Origin of the sequence: Nonomuraea sp. NPDC059023 (assembly GCF_042740095.1) — a bacterium.
Classification (GTDB): Bacteria; Actinomycetota; Actinomycetes; order Streptosporangiales; family Streptosporangiaceae; genus Nonomuraea.
In genome coordinates, this window is sequence record NZ_JBHYIO010000022.1 from 198,728 (window position 1) to 216,410 (window position 17,683).

A 17,683-nucleotide genomic window follows, 5' to 3' on the forward strand; every position below is an offset into this window, starting at 1 on the left:
CACGCGATGTCCAATCGTCAAAGTGCTCTGGCTGAGGCGATCGCGTCCGAGCAGGTCAAGGTCACGATGTTGTACGGCAGGCTCGACCTCGCGCGCGAGCGGGCCGAACGGGCGTTGCGCGAGGTGCACGGCGGCGGCGGGGCGGGACTGACCGCCCGGATGCTGGTCGAACGCGAGGTGACGGCGGGCGAGCAGGCCGGCCGCCTGGCCCAGCTGCACGCGGTCGAGCGGGGCCTGTGCTTCGGCCGCGTCGACGAGAGCGGCGGCCGGACCGTCTACATCGGCCGCATCGGCCTGCGCGACGACGAGCACGAGTCCGTCCTCGTCGACTGGCGCGCGCCGGCCGCGCGCCCCTTCTACGTCGCCACCCCCGCCGACCCCGCCGGCCTGGTACGGCGCCGCCACCTGCACACCCGCGCGCGCACGGTCGTGGGCCTGGACGACGAGGTGTTCGACCTGGCCGGGATGAGCGAGCACGACCGCCGCGACCTGGTCGGCGAGGCCGCGCTGCTGGCGGCGCTGCGCCGGGGGCGCACCGGCCGGATGACCGACGTCGTGGCCACCATCCAGACCGAGCAGGACCGGGTGATCAGGGCCGGGCTCCAGGGGGCGCTGGTGGTGCAGGGCGGGCCCGGCACCGGAAAGACGGTCGCGGCCCTGCACCGGGCGGCGTACCTGCTCTACACCCACCGCGGCGCGCTCGACCGGCGCGGTGTGCTCGTGGTCGGCCCGAACCCCATGTTCCTGCGCTACATCGGCCAGGTGCTGCCCGCGCTGGGCGAGACGCAGGTGGTGATGGCGACGGTGGGCGAGTTGTTCCCCGGCGTGCGGGCCACCGCGCATGACCCGGCCCCTGCCGCGCTGGTCAAGGGCGACCTGCGGATGGCCGGCTTCGTGGCGGCGGCGGTGCGCGACCGTCAGCGCCTGCCCGAGGGCGACCTGGAGATCCTCTACGACGGCCTGCCGCTGCGGGTCGCGCACGAGACGTGCGCCGCGCTGCGGCGGCGGGCCCGCGCGGTCCGCCTGCCGCACAACATGGCCCGCAAGCTGTTCGTGACCGAGCTGCTCAAGGAACTGGTCGCGGCCGAGGCGCGGGCCCTGGAGGCGGCGCTGCGCATCGAGGACCTGGACGACCCCGAGTACGCGCCGCTGGAGCTGGATCGCGACCTCGACGAGACCGACCTCAGGCTGGGCTCGGAGCGCCTGTGGGCCGATGAGGGCGTACGCCGCGCGGTCGACGGCCTCTGGCCGGAGCTGACCCCGCGGCGCCTGATCGGCGAGACGTTCGCCGACCCGCACGCGCTGGCCAGGACCGTGCCGGAGGGGCTCGACCACCGGGCTCTGCTGCGGCCCCCGGACGCCGAGTGGACGGTCGGCGACGTCCCGCTGCTGGACGAGGCGGCCGAACTCCTGGGCGAGGACGACTCGGCCGGGCGCGCGGCGGCCCGCGAGGCCGACAGGGAGCGCGAGGATGACGAGCTGTTCGCGAGCGAGGTGGTGCGGCTGACCGGCGTCGGCCACCTGCTGGAGGGCGGCGGCCTGGCCGAGCGCCACCACGACGACGGGCCGTGGCGGAGCCTGGCCGAGCGGGCCGCCGCCGACCGCGCGTGGGCCTACGGCCACGTGATCGTGGACGAGGCGCAGGAGTTGTCGGCGATGGCGTGGCGGCTGGTCATGCGCCGGGTCCCGGCGCGTTCGCTGACCGTGGTGGGCGACGTGGCGCAGACCGGCTCGGCGGCCGGGGCGCGCACGTGGGCGCAGATGCTCGACCCGTACCTGGAGGGCCGGTGGCGGGAGGAGCGGCTGCTGGTCAACTACCGGACGCCGGTGGAGATCATGCGGCTGGCCGCCGACGTGCTGCTGGAGATCGACCCCGGCCACGAGCCGCCGGAGTCGGTGCGTGAGGGCGGCGCCGAGCCCAGGGCGGTGGCGGGCGGGCCCGAGGTGCTGCCCGGCCTGGTGGCGGCCGAGCTGGCGGAGATCGGGGAGGGGCGGGCCGGGGTGATCGTCTCCGACGCGGAGCACGCGCGGGTGGCGGCGTTGTTCCCGGGTGGCGACGACCTCGACGCGCCGGTGGCGGTGCTGACGGTGACGCAGGCCAAGGGGCTGGAGTTCGACACGGTGGTGGTGGTCGATCCGGCGGGGATGAGCGGGCGTGACCTGTATGTGGCGGTGACGCGGGCGACGCGGCGGCTGACGGTGGTGCACGAAGGGCCGCTGCCGAGGGCGCTGGCCCGGCTGGAGTCCGCTCCGGCGTAGCTTCAGAGGCAGCGGGCCACTTCGTGGATCTTCTCGGTGACCTCGGCGAGGGTCTTCAGGGTGTCGAGGTCGAGGCGTTCCATGATGCGGCGGAAGTGGCCGAGGCCGGCGTCGTTGATCTGCTCGATCAGCTCGCGGCCCGCCTCGGTCAGGCGGATGCGGCGTACCCGCCGGTCGTGGGGGTCCTCGTAGCGGCTGACCAGGCCGTGGGCGACGAGGCGGTCGACGATGCCGGTGACCGTACCGAGGCCGACGCCGAGGTTGTGCGCGAGGTCCTGACCGGAGGCCGAGCCGTGGAAGGACACGATCATGACGACCTTGAGCTGGCGCAGGGTCAGGTTGCTGTCGAAGAGGGGCGATCGATCTTGGGTGAGGAATCGACCCAGGTCACGCTGAGTCTCGGTGATCCGGCGGATCAGTTCGGCGCGTTCGTCGTCCACTCTCACCCCTTGCTTCCTGAGAAGGTTATCAGGAAGTCCACTGCTCGTTAAATATTCGTGCAAGGCGAAGTGTTAGTCTGGGGCGAACTCTGAAGGGACCCCCATGACCGCTCTCGCCCGGTTGAGCCTTGTCAACCGCAGCCTTGTGATCTTGGTCGCGATCGTGCTCAGCGCGTTCGGCGCATTCACGATTCCGCAGTTGAAGCAGCAGTTGCTGCCCTCTTTGGCCTTCCCCGGCGCGTTCGTGGTCGCTCCTTATCCGGGCGCCTCGCCGGAGATCGTGGAGGATCAGGTCACCAAGCCCATCGAGGACTCCTTCAAGGGCATCGAAGGCATGGAGCAGATCACCTCCACCTCGAAGGAGGGTCTGGCGCAGATCCAGGTGGCCTTCGCTTTCGGCACCGACATCGAGGCCTCGCTCAACAAGATGCAGACGGCGGTCAGCCGCATTCAGTCGCAGTTGCCGGACAACGTCGATCCGCAGGTCGTGGCGGGCAACACCGACGACATCCCGGTGATGGTGCTGTCGGTGGGCGACGGCGGCGACCCCCGGGGGATGGCCGAGAAGCTGCGCACGATCATGGTGCCGGAGTTGCAGGCGGTCGAGGGCGTACGCGAGGCGTCGGTCACCGGCACCCGCGACGAGGTGGTCACCATCACGCCCGACGCCAAGAAGATGGCCAAGGCGGGCGTGTCGGCGGCGCAGATCCCCGAGGTGCTGAAGGCCAACGGCACGCCGATCCCGGCCGGCTCGCTGACCGACGACGGCAAGTCGCTGTCGGTTCAGGTGGGCGCCCGGGTCGACTCGCTGAACAAGCTCAAGGACCTCTACCTCACCCCGGCCCAGCCCCAGGCGCAGCCGCAGAACCCGGCCCAGGCCCGTCCGCAGGGCCAGCCGCAGGGTCAGCCCCAGGCGCAGCCGCAGGGCCACCCGCAGACCGGTCAGATCCCGGCGCAGGCGATCCCGACGCCGAAGCCGCTCAAGCCGGTCAAGCTCGGCTCCGTGGCCACGGTCGAGCGCGGCCTGGCCGAGGCGAGCACGATCACCCGTACCGACGGCCACACCAGCCTCGGCGTGTCGGTGACGATGTCGCCCGACGGCAACGCCGTGACCATCTCCGACGAGATCCGCGAGAAGCTGCCCGAGCTGACCAAGTCGCTGGGCGACTCCTCGAACACGGCGGTCGAGGTGGTCTTCGACCAGGCCCCCTACGTCCAGGAGTCGATCAAGAGCCTGACCACCGAGGGCCTGCTGGGCCTGGCCTTCGCCGTGCTGGTCATCCTGGTCTTCCTGCTGTCGGTGCGCTCGACGCTGGTGACCGCCGTCTCGATCCCGCTGTCGGTCGTCATCGCGCTGATCGCGCTCTGGGCGGGCGACTACTCGCTCAACATGCTCACCCTCGGCGCCCTCACGATCGCCGTCGGCCGCGTGGTCGACGACTCGATCGTGGTGCTGGAGAACATCAAACGCCATCTCGCGTACGGCGAGGCCAAACTCCAAGCCATCCTGACCGCGGTCCGCGAGGTATCGGGCGCGGTCACGGCCTCGACGCTCACCACGGTGGCGGTGTTCGCGCCGATCGCCGTCGTCGGCGGCATGGTCGGCGAACTGTTCGGCCCGTTCTCGGTCACGGTGGCCGTCGCCCTGCTGGCCTCGCTGGTGGTGTCGCTGACCGTGGTGCCGGTGCTGGCGTACTGGTTCCTGAAGACGCCGAAGCTCACGCCCGAGCAGGCGCGCGCCTACCGGGAGAAGGCCGAGGCGAAGGAACTGCGCAGCCCGCTGCAGCGCATGTACCTGCCGGTGCTGCGCTTCGCGACCCGCTTCCGGGTGGTGACGCTGCTCATCGGCGTGGCCGTGTTCGTGGGCACGATGGGCCTGGCCGGGCAGATGCGGACGAACTTCCTGGACTCCTCCGGGCAGAACACGATCTCGATCAGCCAGAAGATGCCGGTCGGCACCGACCTGAAGACCACCGACGCGGCGGCCAAGAAGGTGGAGGACTCGCTGTCCGGGCTGGACGGCGTGGAGTCCTACCAGGTCAACGTGGGCGGCGGCAACCAGATGCAGGGTGGCGTCGGCGGTGGCGCCGACCGGGCCTCGTACTCGGTGACGCTGAAGGAGGACGTCGACACGGTCGCGGTGGAGCAGCGCATCCGCGAGCGGCTGGAAGGACTGAGCGGCGTCGGCGAGGTGAAGGTCGGCGCGCAGAGCGGCGGGTTCTCCTCCGACTCCATCGACGTGATCGTCCAGGCGCCGGAGGCGGAGTCGCTGCGCACGGCGTCCGAGGCGGTCAAGGCCGCGATGTCCGAGGTGCCGGGTCTGCGTGACGTCTCCTCGAACCTGGAGGCCAGCGCGCCGCGCGTCGAAGTACGGGTGGACCGGGAGAAGGCGGCCGAGAAGGGCCTGTCGGAGGCCCAGGTGGGCCAGGCCGTGGCGCAGGCCTTCCGCGGCGCCCCGCTGGGCGAGGTCACGCTCGACGGCCGCTCCTCCGACCTGGTGCTGCGCGGCGACGACGCGCCCGCCGACATCAAGGAGATCGAGAAGCTGAAGCTGCCGACCGCGGCGGGCCTGGTGAAGCTGTCGTCGGTGGCCGACGTCGAAGAGGTGGCGGGGCCCACGCAGGTCTCGCGCATCGACGGCGAGCGCTCGGCGACGATCTCCGCCAAGGCGGCCGGCAGCGACCTGGGCAGCGTGACGCAGACGCTGACGACGAAGCTGGACGGCGTGGCCCTGGGCGCCGGCGCCTCCTACACCATCGGCGGCGTCTCGGCCGACCAGGCGGAGGCGTTCTCGGACCTGGGCATCGCGATGCTCGCGGCGATCGCGATCGTCTTCATGATCATGGTGGCGACGTTCCGCTCGTTCATCCAGCCGCTGATCCTGCTGGTGTCGATCCCGTTCGCGGCGACGGGCGCGATCGGCCTGCTGGTGGCCACGGACACGGCGCTGGGCGTGCCGGCGCTGATCGGCATGCTGATGCTGATCGGCATCGTGGTCACGAACGCGATCGTGCTGATCGACCTGATCAACCAGTACCGCGAGCAGGGGATGGGCATCGTCGAGGCGGTCGTCGAAGGCGGCCGGCGCAGGCTGCGGCCGATCCTGATGACCGCGGTGGCCACGATCTGCGCCCTGACCCCGATGGCACTGGGCGTGACCGGATCGGGCGGGTTCATCTCGCAGCCACTGGCGATCGTGGTCATCGGCGGCCTGATCTCCTCGACCCTGCTGACCCTCGTGCTGGTGCCCACGCTTTACGTTGGTGCAAGCATGACGCATGAGCGAATCAAGAAGCGGCGCGCTGGTCGCGGCGGGCCTGATTCCGGCGATCGGGTACATCCGCGTCTCGATGATGCTGGAAGAGAAAATCTCGCCAGCCATTCAGCGTGACTCCATTGAGTCCTACGCCGCCCGGCGGGGCTACTACATCCCGCTGTGACCGGCCAGATCCAGGCATCCGGCCCCGGTTCGGCGTTCCGCTGGCTCCACCTCACACCCGCTGGGGGCGTCGGGGATCCCTTTTCCCGCGTTGTGCTCATTGCCAGCTCGGCTAGCTCGATCACCGCTGCCTCCACCCTGGAGATACGGGCTCGGCGGTCCTTTCTGTGATGCCTATGGCGGAAGTCCGTCGCTGGCCATGACCTGTCTGTCGCGTGGGCGGATGCATGACAATGACCGCAGCCACTGCCGGAGAGCTGACGCTGCGCCTATGTAGATTCTTTCTCCCAGCCTTTATCGGATGCAGTATATATTTCGGCGTTTGTTTCTGCGATAGTCCTGAAGTGCGTTCCTTGATTGTCAATCACAGACTTGCCGCTTATTCCGTTTGACACCCAGGCAAGTTCCGCGCGCCACTCGATGTCGTACTTTTCGGTACATGCAATGAGTAGGATTACCTCTGGGTCGGAATCTGAGACGCGATAGGGGAAGTCTATTGGGCGCTCCGGCTCGCCTTCGTCCTCCTCTGGGCCTTCATACTCGAAATTCGGTCTAGGTTCATCGAGTGCGGCATAGAAACTTCTTGTGCGTAAAGGCCCTGCTCCAATTTCGGAGATAACAACTCCTTTGGGGGGAGGTCGTCTGGCAAGAATTCGCATCGAGATTCCCGTTAGAACCACGGTGTTGGGCGGCTGTGCGTCGACGACGACATACACGTAGGTGCAGGAGGCGTCCATCGCCTCGTTCTTGCGAGCCCAATCCGCTTTGGCTTCATAATCTGTAAGATCAATCTTAGGGGGCGGGCCGAGCGTTTTTGGTGATTTATTTACGAAGAAGTATCTCGATCGCGGCATGTCTCTGCGGTTATGGGTCATGAATGTTGTGGCAGGTGTAATTCTTAAGGGCGGCTCTGGGAAGAAGTAATCCTTGGCTGTCTTCGCGAGCGACGAAATGCTTCCCGTGGTTGCGTCGGTCAATACGGCAGCTAAGCCTGCCAGGATTATTCCTATAATCCATGCTCTGGCGCGGCTTGCTGTATTCTCCGCTGTGCTTTTACGCAAACCCTGCTTGGTGCGGGCCTTCTTGTTGGTGCGTCGAAGCCGTCGGGCACTGCGAATCTTTTGAGGCAGCCTCATCTTTGCGCCTTCATGATCCCGGTTGCAGAGCTTACTGGTTCAGCCTCATTGGACAATGAAGAGTCTCGAGGACGCATGAGATTTACAAGGATGTCACCCTCGCGACTGCTGGCGCTGCTTAGAACCGCACGTCACGGCGTGGTTGAACGTGGGCGGAGGTCAGCATGTTTGGCCTCCGCCTCGTCATCTACGCCCCCAACGGGGCCCGCCTGGGCGTGCTCCCCGCACCGATCGCGACCGAGATCGGCTGGCCGCTCAACGACGTGCCCGCTCTCAAGCTCACGCACAGCCAGGCCGGGCCAGGGAGTGACCTTCTCACCGACCCCTGCGAGATCGCCGGTGAGGTCTCGAGAGACGGGACCAGCTGGGCGGAGCCCGCCGACTCCCGATTCCTGCTGATCCGGCGGCGTCTCGACCGCACCGACAAAGCGGCACTGGAGCAGCTCGACCTGCCCGGTTATGTCTGGATGCTGCGCAAGCTCGTCCTCTACCCCGGCAGTCAGCCGCTGGTCGACGGGAAGCGCGCCTTTCTCAGCGCGACGCCGGGCGCCATCCTTGCCACGTTCCTGGCCGAAGGACAAACCCGGGGGACGCTGACCGGCCTGTCGTGGAACTTCACCTCGACTCACGATTCTGCTGGCCAGCCGTGGGCCAAGGTGCTGACGATCTACTACGAACCCGGCCTGGACGCCCTCACCACGCTGATCAACCTGGCCGAACAAGGCGTGCTGGACTGGTCCATGCAGGGGCGCCAGCTGCGCGCCTACAACGCTGACACCGACCTGGCGCGAGATCTCGCTACCGGACCCGCCCCGGTGGACCTCCGCCATGGCCGCGACATCACCCACGCCCCCGACGTCGGCACCCTGGAGGACGCCGCGTCCGCGGTCCTGGTCGTGGGCGATAACCAGTTCCAGCAGACCTACACCAACCCCTCTGCCGTAGCGCCATGGGGGCGGTGGGAGCAGTACGTCGGCCAGGGTGGCGTGTCCGACCCTGGTACGGCGGCGCTGCTCGCCGACGCGGCGCTCAAGCGCGCCGAACGGGAACGAGTGCAGCGGACCCGCCAGATCAGTCTCGCGGCGGCGCGGTGGTTCCCAGTCCTGGACTACCGGCCCGGTGACCGGGTGCTCGCGCCCGGCGCGGGCGGACTGCCGGAGTCGCTGCGGGTCCGGCAGGTCACGCTGGTCCGCGATCAGGCAGGAGTGCTCTCGGGCAACGTCGTCCTCAACGACCGGCTGCTCGAACAGGACATCCGCCTCGCCCGACGCACAGCGGGCATCGTCGGCGGTTCGACGGCGTCTGGCGGCTCAGGGGCGCGCCCTGCGCCCTCATCACCTCGGCCGCGTACCCCCGCCGCGCCTGCCGGATTGGTTGTGGACGCGCAGGCGTACATCGACTCGGCCGGCGTCCCACAAGGACAGGTCACTGCCACCTGGGGCGCGGTAGTCACCGACGTCAACGGCACAGCCGTCGAGATCGACGGCTACGAGCTGTTCATGCGCGTCAACCAGACGGACGCACCGTGGTTCCTCGTTGCGCTGACCCAGGCCGACGACAGGAACGCGACCTACAGCCCGCTCGTGATCGGCGAGCAGTACGCGTTCAAGGTCCGGGCCACCAACCAGGGCGCGCGGGGCGGATTCTCGGCGCAGCAGGTGGTCACGGTCCCCGACGACATCGATGCGCCACCCGTGCCGACGCCTCCTTCGCTCTCGACCCGTCTCGGCGTCATCCACGTCGGATGGGACGGGCACGGCGTCGGTGGCGTTCTCATGCCGTCCGACTTCGCCCATCTCCTGGTGTGGATGCAGGACCCGCTCTCGCTCGGCTGGTCCGAGGTCGGATACCTGGAGCAGGCGGGCGGGATCGTTGTACCCGGCCAGCCGTACGGCCAGGACCGCGAGTTCCGGCTGACCGCGGTGGACCGCTCGGGCAACGAGTCCGCGCCGTCCAGCTCGGCCACGATCGCAGCCGTCCAGTTGGTGTCCGGGGACGCCGCGGCGAGTTCGATCACGACTGGGCACCTGGTCGCCAACGCCGTCACGGCGGCGAAGATCGACGTCGGTGCGATCCAGGCGGCCCACATCGGAGCGAACCAGGTGACGGCGGCCAAGCTCGAATCGGTGCTGACGCTGTCCACCCGCATCGTCGCGGGCAGCGCGGCCGGGGCTCGGGTCGAGCTCAACAGCACGGGCTTGGCCGCCTACGACTCGGGCGGCGTCCAGACGGTCTCCATCTCCTCTGCGACCGGCAGCGTGTCGCTCGTGGGCCAGCTCGCCTCGGGCGTTACGGGGGCGCGCGTCGTCATCAATCCGTCCGGGGCGACGGTCCCGGAGCTGCGCTTTTACCCCGGCGCTGGAGCCAACTCCTCGCGCATCTTCAGCGACGCCTCCCTGTTTCCTGGTGAAGCGACCCTGATCAGCTTGTCGGGTACCAACAGCGGCAGTACCGCCGAAACCAGGGTGATGCACGCCGCGGGCGCTTACCACGTTCGTGTCCGCGACCCGAACACCACCTTCGACAACGGCGGATTCCTCGCCCTGGAGGAGTCGCAGTCGCGGTTCGGCTTCAACCGGCACGCCACTGCGCAGTTCCAGCAGATGACCTTCTTGCCCACGTCGACCAGGCACACCGGGGCCTGGTCCTATAGCGGCGGCGACGCCGGGCTCGTGATGAGCACCGTCACGATCCCCGCCAACCAGGCCGGGGCCACCTTCACATACGGGCCGACCATGGCCAGCGCCCCGTATGTGGTGGCCACCATCGACGTCGGCGCAACCGGCAGTCCGCGCGTCGGCGCGTGCGTGTCAGCCAGGACCACGACGAGCGTCTTCGTCAGCCCCACCACGACGCAGGTTGTCGCCATCACTGCCCAGCTCTGGGGCTGGCGCATGTAACCCAAGGAGGACCGTGCAAGACCTGAGTATCGAGGCCGAGCGGATCATCGCGGCTCTGCGCCGCCGCCTGGACGAACTGAGCTACGAGAACGCTGTACTTTCAGCGGCTGTGGACCAACTCCAGGCGCGCCTCACACCGATGACGGGTGTAGCCCCTTCGAAGGCAGACTAAAAGTCTGGTTCTGCGATTCTTGCTTGATTGCTGTCATGCAAGTTGCAGGTCTTTTTTTGTGAGGCTCGGCCTGTCGCTGGCCGACACTGTGCTGATTGCACCAGCAACAGCGGCCAGGCCCAACATGACCTGGTGCCACTCCGGCATGTCTCCGAAGTTCGACGCAATGCTGAACGACATCGTCAAACCTGTGAGTACAGCGAGTAGCGGACGGCGGTTGTGAATCGCGCGCCGCTTCTGCGTTCGCTGGCTTCTCACAGTTTCAGAGTATGTCCCAATCCCGATGCCGGGGAGCCGGTACTTCGTCCGAGTCCAACACATCACCGGGGGGTTTGTATGCAAGTGATCATCCCTGGGGAACAGCTCCGCTACGGAATTCGGCTCGTTGCCCATGCCCCGAATGGAGCCCGGCTCGGGCTCTTGGGCGAGCCCTTGAGCTGGGACGCCGGGCTTCCGCTGAACGACGTGCCGAGCCTGGAGCTGACCTACACCACACATGCTCAAGGCGCGGCCTGGCTGCGCGAGCCGTGCGAGGTGGCACTGGAGTACAGCGTGAACGGCGGCGCTTGGAGCGAGGCCGCTAATGGCAGGTTCTTGAGGATCAAGCGCTCCGGAGACGCGACCGACCAGACCGGCGCGCAGCGATTCTCGCTGCCCGGATGGGCGTGGATGCTACGCAAGCTGGTCCTCTACCCGTCACTCGACATGGTCGACGGCAAACGCCAGTTCAACGCCGTCCGCGTCGGCCACCTCCTGACCACACTGATCAGTGAAGGAGCCGGCCGTGGCACGCTGCCCGGCCTCAGCGTGGACTTCACGGCCACCCACGACTCGGCTGGGCAGCCCTGGTCGACCGAGTTGACAATAGGGCTGGAGCCCGGAACTGACCTGCTTCAGCTCCTCATCAACCTGTCTGAGCAGGGCGTATGCGACTGGCAGATGACCGGCCGTGTTCTGCAGGTCTACAACGAGGGCACCGCGTTGGGTCGCCAGCTGGCCGCCGGACCCGCGCCGGTCGAGCTGGTCCTGGGCCGCGACATCGACCAGGCCCCCGACGACGCGACGCTCGAAGACGCCGCCTCAGCAATCCTCGTCGTCGGAGAGGAGGGGCTGCGCGTCGAGGTCACCAACCCCGGCGCGGTCGCTCCCTGGGGCCGGTGGGAGGCATACCAGTCGCAAGGCGGCGTCAAGGACGAGGGCACCGCCAGGCTTCTCGCCGGGCAGGCGCTGGAGCGCGCGAGCCGGGAGCGGGTGCAGTTCACCCGCCAGATCAAGCCGCAGCAGGCGCGGTTCCTGCCGCTGGCCGACTACCGGCCGGGCGACACCATCCGAGCGCCGGGGGAGGAGGGCAAGCCCGACGCGCTGCGGATCCGGCAGATCACCCTGTCGCGGGGTGACGACGGCGTCGTGGGCGGCAACCTCACGCTTAACGACAGGTTTTTGGAGCGGGAGATCAAGCTCGCCCGCCAGGCTGCGGGCATTCTCAGCGGTGGCGTCTCCAGCGGAGGCAACGGCGGAGACCCCGGAGGGGACAACGAGAACCGGATCCCAGCAGCTCCAACCGGTCTACTCGTAAGCCCTTCCGCTTACCAGGATGACGAGGGGTACGCTCACGGGCAGATCACAGTCTCGTGGGTCGGCGTGACCAGCGACGTCAACGGCACGCCGCTTACGGTCGACGGCTACGAGGTGGTCGGGCAATCCCCGCCGGGCACCGGTGCGACGCGTGTCCTGGCCATCACCACCGGCACCAGCATCACCTACTCGCCGCTGGAGCCGAAATCGCAGTGGCAGTTCGGCGTCCGAGCCACGAACCAAGGCACGAAGGGCCTGGTCGCGGGCACTGCCGTGATCGTCATCCCGGACGACGAGACGCCGCCGCCTGACCCGTCTGCCCCGGTGGTGGACTCTCGGCTCGGCATCTTCCGCATCCAATGGGACGGCTTCACCAGTTCGGGCACCGGCATGCCCAAGGACTTCGCCCGCGTGCTGATCATGATGAAGGACCCTCTCGATCCGGTCGATGAGGGCCGCCAGGTTGAGTGGCTGGAACGCGCCGGCATCGCCGTGGTGCCAGGCCAGCCGTACAACACCGATCGTGAGTTCTGGCTGACCGCGATCGACCGCAGCGGGAACATCAGCGGTGAGTCACCGCATGTGGTGGCCCAGACTCGGCCACTCGTGGACACCGACGTGATCGGCCAGGTCATCAACGGAGCGACGGCGATCATCGATGGCAGCCTCCCGGCCAACGCGAAGATCACCGCGAACACGATCACCGGCAACCTGATTCAGGCGTTGACGATCAACGCCGGGCACCTGAACGCCAACAGCGTCACCGCCGACAAGATCCAGGCAGGCGCCATCCAGACTGGACACCTCGCGGCGTCGGCCATCACCGCCGACAAGATCGCGGCAGGCTCGATCACCGCTGAGAAGATCACCGCCGACGCACTCAACGGCAAGACCATCACCGGCCCCGTCATCCGAAGCTCGGCCACCGGGCGCCGGAGCGGGCGAGACGGCGGAAGGTACGCCTCCTCCCGAATGACGATCTTTCCGACAGACGGCGGCGTTCTCGTCGTGCCCGCTGTCCTCCCTATTCATGTACCGACCTCGGCGTTCGGGCTCACCGTCGCCGAGTGGCTTCTCCTCGACCCCGTACAGGAGGTGAGCAATGTCTGAACCGACCGAGGATCAGCTCGTGGCCGCGGGCGTGGACCTGAGGCCATGGGGCCCGACAGAGCCTGACGAAGAGCAGGTGCTGCGCAGCCTGGGCTACGTCCTCAACCCGCTGACCGGCACCTACGAAGGCGACCCCCACGACGAGGACGGAGCACCCGAATGAGCGTCACCGCCATGCTGACGGCTGCCCGCGCGACCCTCGGTACGCAGGGCCGGCCGAACGGCATCACCCGCGCATACGCTACCCGGCACGGCGCTGCCTTCCTCACCGCGCCCTGGTGCAACATGAGCGTGACCGAGTGGGCCCGGCGCTCCGACAACGCAGCGGCCGTGCTGCCGCGCGGGGACCGCGCCTACACCGTCTGGCACGCGCAGGACGGCAAAGAGCTGCGCCGCTGGTTCGCGGGCACGGCCGACAACCTGCGCAAGCACGCCAAGCCCGGCGCGATCGTGTTCTTCGACTGGTCCCGGAGTGACAGCATCGGCGCGATCGACCACGTCGGCATCGTCGAGCGCAACTTGGGCGACGGCAGAATCCAGACCATCGAAGGAAACACGAGAGACGCCTGCCGCCGCCGTGTCAGAGCCGCAAGCGTTATCGCTGGCTTCTGGAACCCGCCGTACAAGACGCCGTCCAAGCCCTCCCAGCCCAAGCCGCAGCCCGCCCTCGACTGGATGGAGGAGATCGTGAAGAAGCTGCCCGCCCTCTACTACGACGCCGACAAGCCGCTCACCGGCTGGCACGTCAAGACCCTGACGGGCCTACTGGAAGCCCGCGGCTACCCCGTCCCGGACACGGTCGACGCCACCGTGTTCACCCGCCACCACGACAAGCAGCTGCGCGAGTTCCAGAAGGCCGCAGGCGTCGCAGACCAGGCCGGCCGGACCGGTCCTCCGACGTGGGCCGCGCTGCTCAAGGTGGCGTGACATGGCCGAGGACGGCAACGACACCAGCCCCGACGAGATCGAGGCTCCGGTGGATGTCGCCGAGGAGAACGAGGTCCTCGACGACGAACTGCCCGAGCAGCGCGTGCCCGGCCTGTTCGACGAGACCAACTAGCCCCGCCCACCTTTCGCCCCGCCGAGCGCGGGGTTTTCGCATTTCGAGGAGTGATCATGTTCCATCAGTGGCTTCTCAGCCTGTGGCGCACCGTCGTCCCGTCGCTGGTCGGCGGAGCTCTCGGCTGGCTCGCCCTTCGCGGCATCACCGTCGACGGCATCACCGCCGAGCAGATCAGCGCGGGCGCGGTCGTGCTGGGCACCGGCCTGTACTACGGCGTTTTCCGGGCGCTGGAGCAGCGCTGGCCCGCCCTTGGCATCCTGCTTGGATCCACCAAGTCTCCCACCTACACACAGCGTCAGCCGTACGACTACTCGCGCTGATCAGCACCCGCCACAGAGCCCCCCGGCAACCCGACTTCGGGTTGCCGGGGGCTTCCTTCGTATGCTCATTTGGAATCGGGGCTGCCCGTCTGGCTTCGCCGTTTCACGCTTATCCCCCAGCGCTTCCGGAGCCACTCGACGCCCGCGAAGAAGGCGACGACTCCCGGCAAGGTGTAGAAAGCGCTCCCCCAACCCTGCTGAAGGAAGACGTTGACGGCGGCGAGGGCCATTAAAGGCCCGAGCAGCCCCCACGTCCGCCACTCGGAGCTCAAGATCCAGCAGGCCATCCGGTAGGAGCGGAACAAACGAGGCTCGCCAGGGGCCAGGAGCGACGCCCTCAACTCCAAGACGCGAGAGAACTGGCGGCCCGCATACATGACCCGCGACCAGCGGCTAGCCCCGGCATCGGCAAGGCTCAACAGTTCGGCCTGAAACTCTTGGCGGTAACGGGAACGGTGCTGTCGGGGGAGTAGCCGCACGTTCAACTCGATGAGATAGCCCGCGGCTCTGCTCGCCCGCTGCTCCCGGAGTTGGGCGTCTGACTGTGCGGCGGTATCAAGGCGGGACGCGAGGTGTTGGGCTTGCTCCGCCGCTCCGACGAGAGCGTCGGCAAGGCCGCGGACGCGGATGAGGTCGTGGGCGCGGTGAAGGGCGCGGGCGCAGTCGCGGGCGCGGGTGACGTCGTGGGCGAGGTCGCGAGCGAAGTCGCGGGAGCAGTTGAAGCCGCAGGCCCGGTCGGGGTCGTGGGCGAGGTCGCGGACGAGGGCGCGGGCGTTCGCGCGGACGTACTTGAATCCGAGGACGCTGTCGAAGGCGCGGTTGACGGCGCTGGCAAGGTCGCTGGCGAGGTCGCTTGCGTGGTCGTGGTCGTGGACGTTGGCGATGTCGGTGGCGAGGTTGATGTCGGGGTCGGGGTAGGTGGCAAGGTCGCGGGCGTAGAGGAGGGCGATGTCGAGGTCAAAGGCGCGGGCGTTCGCGCGGTCGAGGGTGCGAGCGAGGGCGCGGATGCAGGCGCGGTTGCGGGCAAGGACGCGCGCCTCAGCAATAGCAATGTCACGGACGCGGGAGAGGTTCTCGGCCGGGTGATTTTGGTGGCGGATGTTCACGCAGCGCCTCCGCGTTGCGGCATGACCCAGCCAGGCAACCACGGGGCGTTAGTCCTGGCCTGATCGAGTGCCTCGCGCGCGAGGTCAGCGCCGTCCGGGCTGAGCCGGTAGTAGCGGCGGAGAGGCCGGCCTGTCTGGTGGGGGTCGAGGTCTTCCCAACGGGACTCCAGCCAACCGAGCCCTTCAAATCGGGCGAGGATGGCGTGGATGGTTCCTGGTTGGAGCCCTGCTGCCTGAGCGATCTCTAGCCCATAGGTCTCGCGTGCAGGGTCTTGGAGGAAGGTCCGGAGGACAAGCTGGGTGGGGATGGTCATCTTCGGGCGTCTACCCATGCCCTAATTCTAACTAGGGTGAGGGTTCGACGCGCAGAGTTTCGCGGGCTCTTGAGCGACCTGGTGCGCCACGAGGAGTCGGTTGCGCAGACGGTCAAGGAATGCACCATATCCGTGCAGAAGCAGACAGAAGCGCGGAGGCCGTGATCACCAATCCGGCTGGCGCTGAGGCCCTCGGCTTGCCGGTCAGCGAGCGCAGACGTATCGCTTCCAGTGTCGTCGAGAAGTACGAGGCAGCGCATTAGCGGCAACGCGGTGAAGGTCAACCGGGCAGGCTTACGCCAATAGGCGTCCGATGACGATTCCAATGATCAGGAACGCGGTGCTTACGCTCGTGCCGACAATGAAGTCGTCGCGCTTCCTTTTCCAGAAGCTTGCCGCGGCTTCTTTTTGATATATGTTGTGTATGATCAAACTACCTCGAAACCACTTTATGATTCTTCGATTGCTAATTACCAGGATTGCCACGCCTACAATAATGCCACTTGCAGTGCTAATGGAGGTATTTAGATTCGGGAACGCAAGTCGCATGAGGATTACTATGGCGAAGCTGATCCCGATTACGCCATAGGTATACAGCGCTATAGCGCCCACTCCGAGAACATCTCGCAGCTTGCTGCGCTGCAGGTGCGCCATCCGAAAGATCCTATCGGCAGCTCCGTCGTGGCGCAGGCTCGGATTTACGCGCTCAATGAATGCCTTCTTGTCATCCAAGACGATGGCGATACGGCTTCGATCGGGTTCCGGCTCGCGGTCGAAGGGGTAATCTTGAATTCTTAGCGAATCCAGCCTTTCGGGGAAGCTGTTAAAGTCGCTCGGATCGTCTCCTTCATAGCCGTGACAGCATTTGAAGTATACACCGCCAGCCTCCTGTAAGGCTTCGGCTATCGCTATGAGGTGATCGCGATAGAATCGCCCGAACGGAATTGCGTTCGTCTGGTTTCTAATTCCGGCAGGGGGTCTCTTGACGGTCATGCATCAAGCATCCACAGGATAGTCATGCGTGCAAGCGGAGTGACTTAAACGTAATAAACCCCTTTCGAGGGGAAGGGGTTTAGTGTTGTCCAAGAAAGGATAAATCGGACAGGTGCTTCTATGTCGTCACCATTGAGTATCAGACGGCCGGATGGAGGCCCAACGTCATGTGCGGGTAGCCCGCATGGATCCGCTCCCCGAGCTCGATGCCGAGGCTCGCGATGAACGCAGTGATCTCAGCGGTGGCCTGGTCGATGCTGTCGGCTTCGCCCTTGAACTCGACGAAGTTGCCGAGGTCGGCCACGGTGTCGAAGGCGACCGCGATGCTGTCCAGGTGCCACTCTTCGCGGGCCTTGTCTACGACGGTCAGCTCAGTGAAGTCCAGGGCCGAGAGGGTGCGCCGGACTGCCTCGGCGTCGGAGATGACAGTTTCGTATTCGTCGCAGTGAGTTTTGATCTTCTCCTCTAGGGGGTACCAGCGTTTGAAGTTCAGGGAGGAGCGCCCTTCCTCCTGGCGGATGCGTAGCCATTCGGAGATGACCTCGCCGCTGAGGAGGTCTCGATGCGGCGCGTTGTAGTAGGTGTCAACCTGGCGAGAGGACTCCCCGACCTTGGCACCACGAGCGGTCAGAGTGGCCTTCAGATCGTCCACCGGGCTGAGGAGGCGGAACTTCTGCTCGACCTCGGTGTACTCCATGATCTGCTCCTATCGGGTGTGTACGGCCGGGGAGGGGTGCTGCGCCAGCATGACGCGAAGAGGTTCGGTGAGGTGCCTGATCGTCGATGTCCTCGGCGCTCAAGAAACTGCGAGGAGCGTCGATGTCCCGGCCATGTGGTCGCGACGGTGTCTGCGTCC

The 17,683-nt window shown here is 67.0% G+C and carries 14 protein-coding genes; 8 read left to right on the forward strand and 6 right to left on the reverse strand.

The window, feature by feature from the left end:
• Nucleotides 1–6 precede the first annotated feature (6 nt).
• Nucleotides 7–2,259, forward strand: a complete 2,253-nt coding sequence (locus tag ACFWYW_RS33525) for a HelD family protein (protein ID WP_379627404.1) — start codon at nt 7–9, stop codon at nt 2,257–2,259.
• A gap of 2 nt (nt 2,260–2,261) precedes the next feature.
• On the opposite strand, the gene ACFWYW_RS33530 is transcribed toward ACFWYW_RS33525, so the two are convergent.
• Nucleotides 2,262–2,699, reverse strand: coding sequence for a MarR family winged helix-turn-helix transcriptional regulator (locus tag ACFWYW_RS33530; protein WP_379627401.1), 438 nt, complete (start codon nt 2,697–2,699; stop codon nt 2,262–2,264).
• Between the two features lie 103 nt (nt 2,700–2,802).
• On the opposite strand from ACFWYW_RS33530, the gene ACFWYW_RS33535 reads away from it, so the two are divergent.
• Entirely contained in the window at nt 2,803–6,090 is a 3,288-nt protein-coding gene (locus tag ACFWYW_RS33535) for an efflux RND transporter permease subunit (RefSeq protein WP_379627399.1), read from the forward strand.
• Nucleotides 6,091–6,407: 317 nt separating this feature from the next.
• Here ACFWYW_RS33535 and ACFWYW_RS33540 read toward each other — a convergent pair whose 3' ends face one another.
• Entirely contained in the window at nt 6,408–7,274 is an 867-nt protein-coding gene (locus ACFWYW_RS33540; RefSeq protein ID WP_379627397.1) for a hypothetical protein, read from the reverse strand.
• Between the two features lie 164 nt (nt 7,275–7,438).
• Between ACFWYW_RS33540 and ACFWYW_RS33545 the strand changes: the two genes are divergently transcribed.
• The gene (locus ACFWYW_RS33545; RefSeq protein ID WP_379627395.1) at nt 7,439–10,174 is read left to right on the forward strand and encodes a hypothetical protein; all 2,736 of its coding nucleotides are present in this window, start codon (nt 7,439–7,441) and stop codon (nt 10,172–10,174) included.
• 205 nt (nt 10,175–10,379) lie between these two features.
• Here the strand turns inward: ACFWYW_RS33545 and ACFWYW_RS33550 are convergent, their stop codons facing one another.
• Complete coding sequence (locus tag ACFWYW_RS33550; protein ID WP_379627393.1) at nt 10,380–10,526, reverse strand: hypothetical protein; 147 nt, start codon at nt 10,524–10,526, stop codon at nt 10,380–10,382.
• Between the two features lie 156 nt (nt 10,527–10,682).
• Here ACFWYW_RS33550 and ACFWYW_RS33555 point away from each other — a divergent pair, with 156 nt between their 5' ends.
• The 5 genes from ACFWYW_RS33555 to ACFWYW_RS33575 are packed head-to-tail and all read left to right on the forward strand — an operon-like array spanning nt 10,683 to nt 14,414.
• Complete coding sequence (locus tag ACFWYW_RS33555; RefSeq protein ID WP_379641155.1) at nt 10,683–13,031, forward strand: hypothetical protein; 2,349 nt, start codon at nt 10,683–10,685, stop codon at nt 13,029–13,031.
• On the forward strand, nt 13,024–13,194 hold the full coding sequence (locus ACFWYW_RS33560) for a hypothetical protein (protein ID WP_379627389.1): 171 nt from the start codon (nt 13,024–13,026) through the stop codon (nt 13,192–13,194). The genes ACFWYW_RS33555 and ACFWYW_RS33560 overlap by 8 nt, the downstream gene beginning before the upstream one ends.
• Nucleotides 13,191–13,958: a CHAP domain-containing protein gene (locus tag ACFWYW_RS33565; protein ID WP_379627387.1), complete on the forward strand. Its 768-nt coding sequence runs from the start codon at nt 13,191–13,193 to the stop codon at nt 13,956–13,958. Before ACFWYW_RS33560 ends, ACFWYW_RS33565 begins: the two co-directional genes overlap by 4 nt.
• A gap of 1 nt (nt 13,959) precedes the next feature.
• Complete coding sequence (locus ACFWYW_RS33570; protein WP_379627385.1) at nt 13,960–14,091, forward strand: hypothetical protein; 132 nt, start codon at nt 13,960–13,962, stop codon at nt 14,089–14,091.
• 56 nt (nt 14,092–14,147) lie between these two features.
• On the forward strand, nt 14,148–14,414 hold the full coding sequence (locus ACFWYW_RS33575; protein WP_379627383.1) for a hypothetical protein: 267 nt from the start codon (nt 14,148–14,150) through the stop codon (nt 14,412–14,414).
• A 65-nt stretch (nt 14,415–14,479) separates the two neighbouring features.
• Here the strand turns inward: ACFWYW_RS33575 and ACFWYW_RS33580 are convergent, their stop codons facing one another.
• The 3 genes from ACFWYW_RS33580 to cyaB all read right to left on the reverse strand — a co-directional run bounded on the left by ACFWYW_RS33580 (nt 14,480) and on the right by cyaB (nt 17,524).
• The gene (locus ACFWYW_RS33580; RefSeq protein WP_379627381.1) at nt 14,480–15,520 is read right to left on the reverse strand and encodes a hypothetical protein; all 1,041 of its coding nucleotides are present in this window, start codon (nt 15,518–15,520) and stop codon (nt 14,480–14,482) included.
• 608 nt (nt 15,521–16,128) lie between these two features.
• A complete protein-coding gene (locus ACFWYW_RS33585) occupies nt 16,129–16,827 on the reverse strand; it encodes a hypothetical protein (protein WP_379627379.1) in 699 nt (232 codons plus the stop codon).
• Between the two features lie 139 nt (nt 16,828–16,966).
• A complete protein-coding gene (cyaB, locus tag ACFWYW_RS33590) occupies nt 16,967–17,524 on the reverse strand; it encodes a class IV adenylate cyclase (protein ID WP_379627377.1) in 558 nt (185 codons plus the stop codon).
• Between the last annotated feature and the right edge of the window lie 159 nt (nt 17,525–17,683).

Bases quoted from the DNA above. Each gene is read 5' to 3' on its own strand.
- ACFWYW_RS33525 (WP_379627404.1), top strand. From the start codon at position 7: ATGTCCAATCGTCAAAGTGCTCTGGCTGAGGCGATCGCGTCCGAGCAG.
- ACFWYW_RS33535 (WP_379627399.1), top strand. From the start codon at position 2,803: ATGACCGCTCTCGCCCGGTTGAGCCTTGTCAACCGCAGCCTTGTGATC.
- ACFWYW_RS33540 (WP_379627397.1), bottom strand. From the start codon at position 7,274: ATGAGGCTGCCTCAAAAGATTCGCAGTGCCCGACGGCTTCGACGCACC.
- ACFWYW_RS33545 (WP_379627395.1), top strand. From the start codon at position 7,439: ATGTTTGGCCTCCGCCTCGTCATCTACGCCCCCAACGGGGCCCGCCTG.
- ACFWYW_RS33550 (WP_379627393.1), bottom strand. From the start codon at position 10,526: ATGTCGTTCAGCATTGCGTCGAACTTCGGAGACATGCCGGAGTGGCAC.
- ACFWYW_RS33555 (WP_379641155.1), top strand. From the start codon at position 10,683: ATGCAAGTGATCATCCCTGGGGAACAGCTCCGCTACGGAATTCGGCTC.
- ACFWYW_RS33560 (WP_379627389.1), top strand. From the start codon at position 13,024: ATGTCTGAACCGACCGAGGATCAGCTCGTGGCCGCGGGCGTGGACCTG.
- ACFWYW_RS33565 (WP_379627387.1), top strand. From the start codon at position 13,191: ATGAGCGTCACCGCCATGCTGACGGCTGCCCGCGCGACCCTCGGTACG.
- ACFWYW_RS33570 (WP_379627385.1), top strand. From the start codon at position 13,960: ATGGCCGAGGACGGCAACGACACCAGCCCCGACGAGATCGAGGCTCCG.
- ACFWYW_RS33575 (WP_379627383.1), top strand. From the start codon at position 14,148: ATGTTCCATCAGTGGCTTCTCAGCCTGTGGCGCACCGTCGTCCCGTCG.
- ACFWYW_RS33585 (WP_379627379.1), bottom strand. From the start codon at position 16,827: ATGACCGTCAAGAGACCCCCTGCCGGAATTAGAAACCAGACGAACGCA.
- cyaB (WP_379627377.1), bottom strand. From the start codon at position 17,524: ATGGAGTACACCGAGGTCGAGCAGAAGTTCCGCCTCCTCAGCCCGGTG.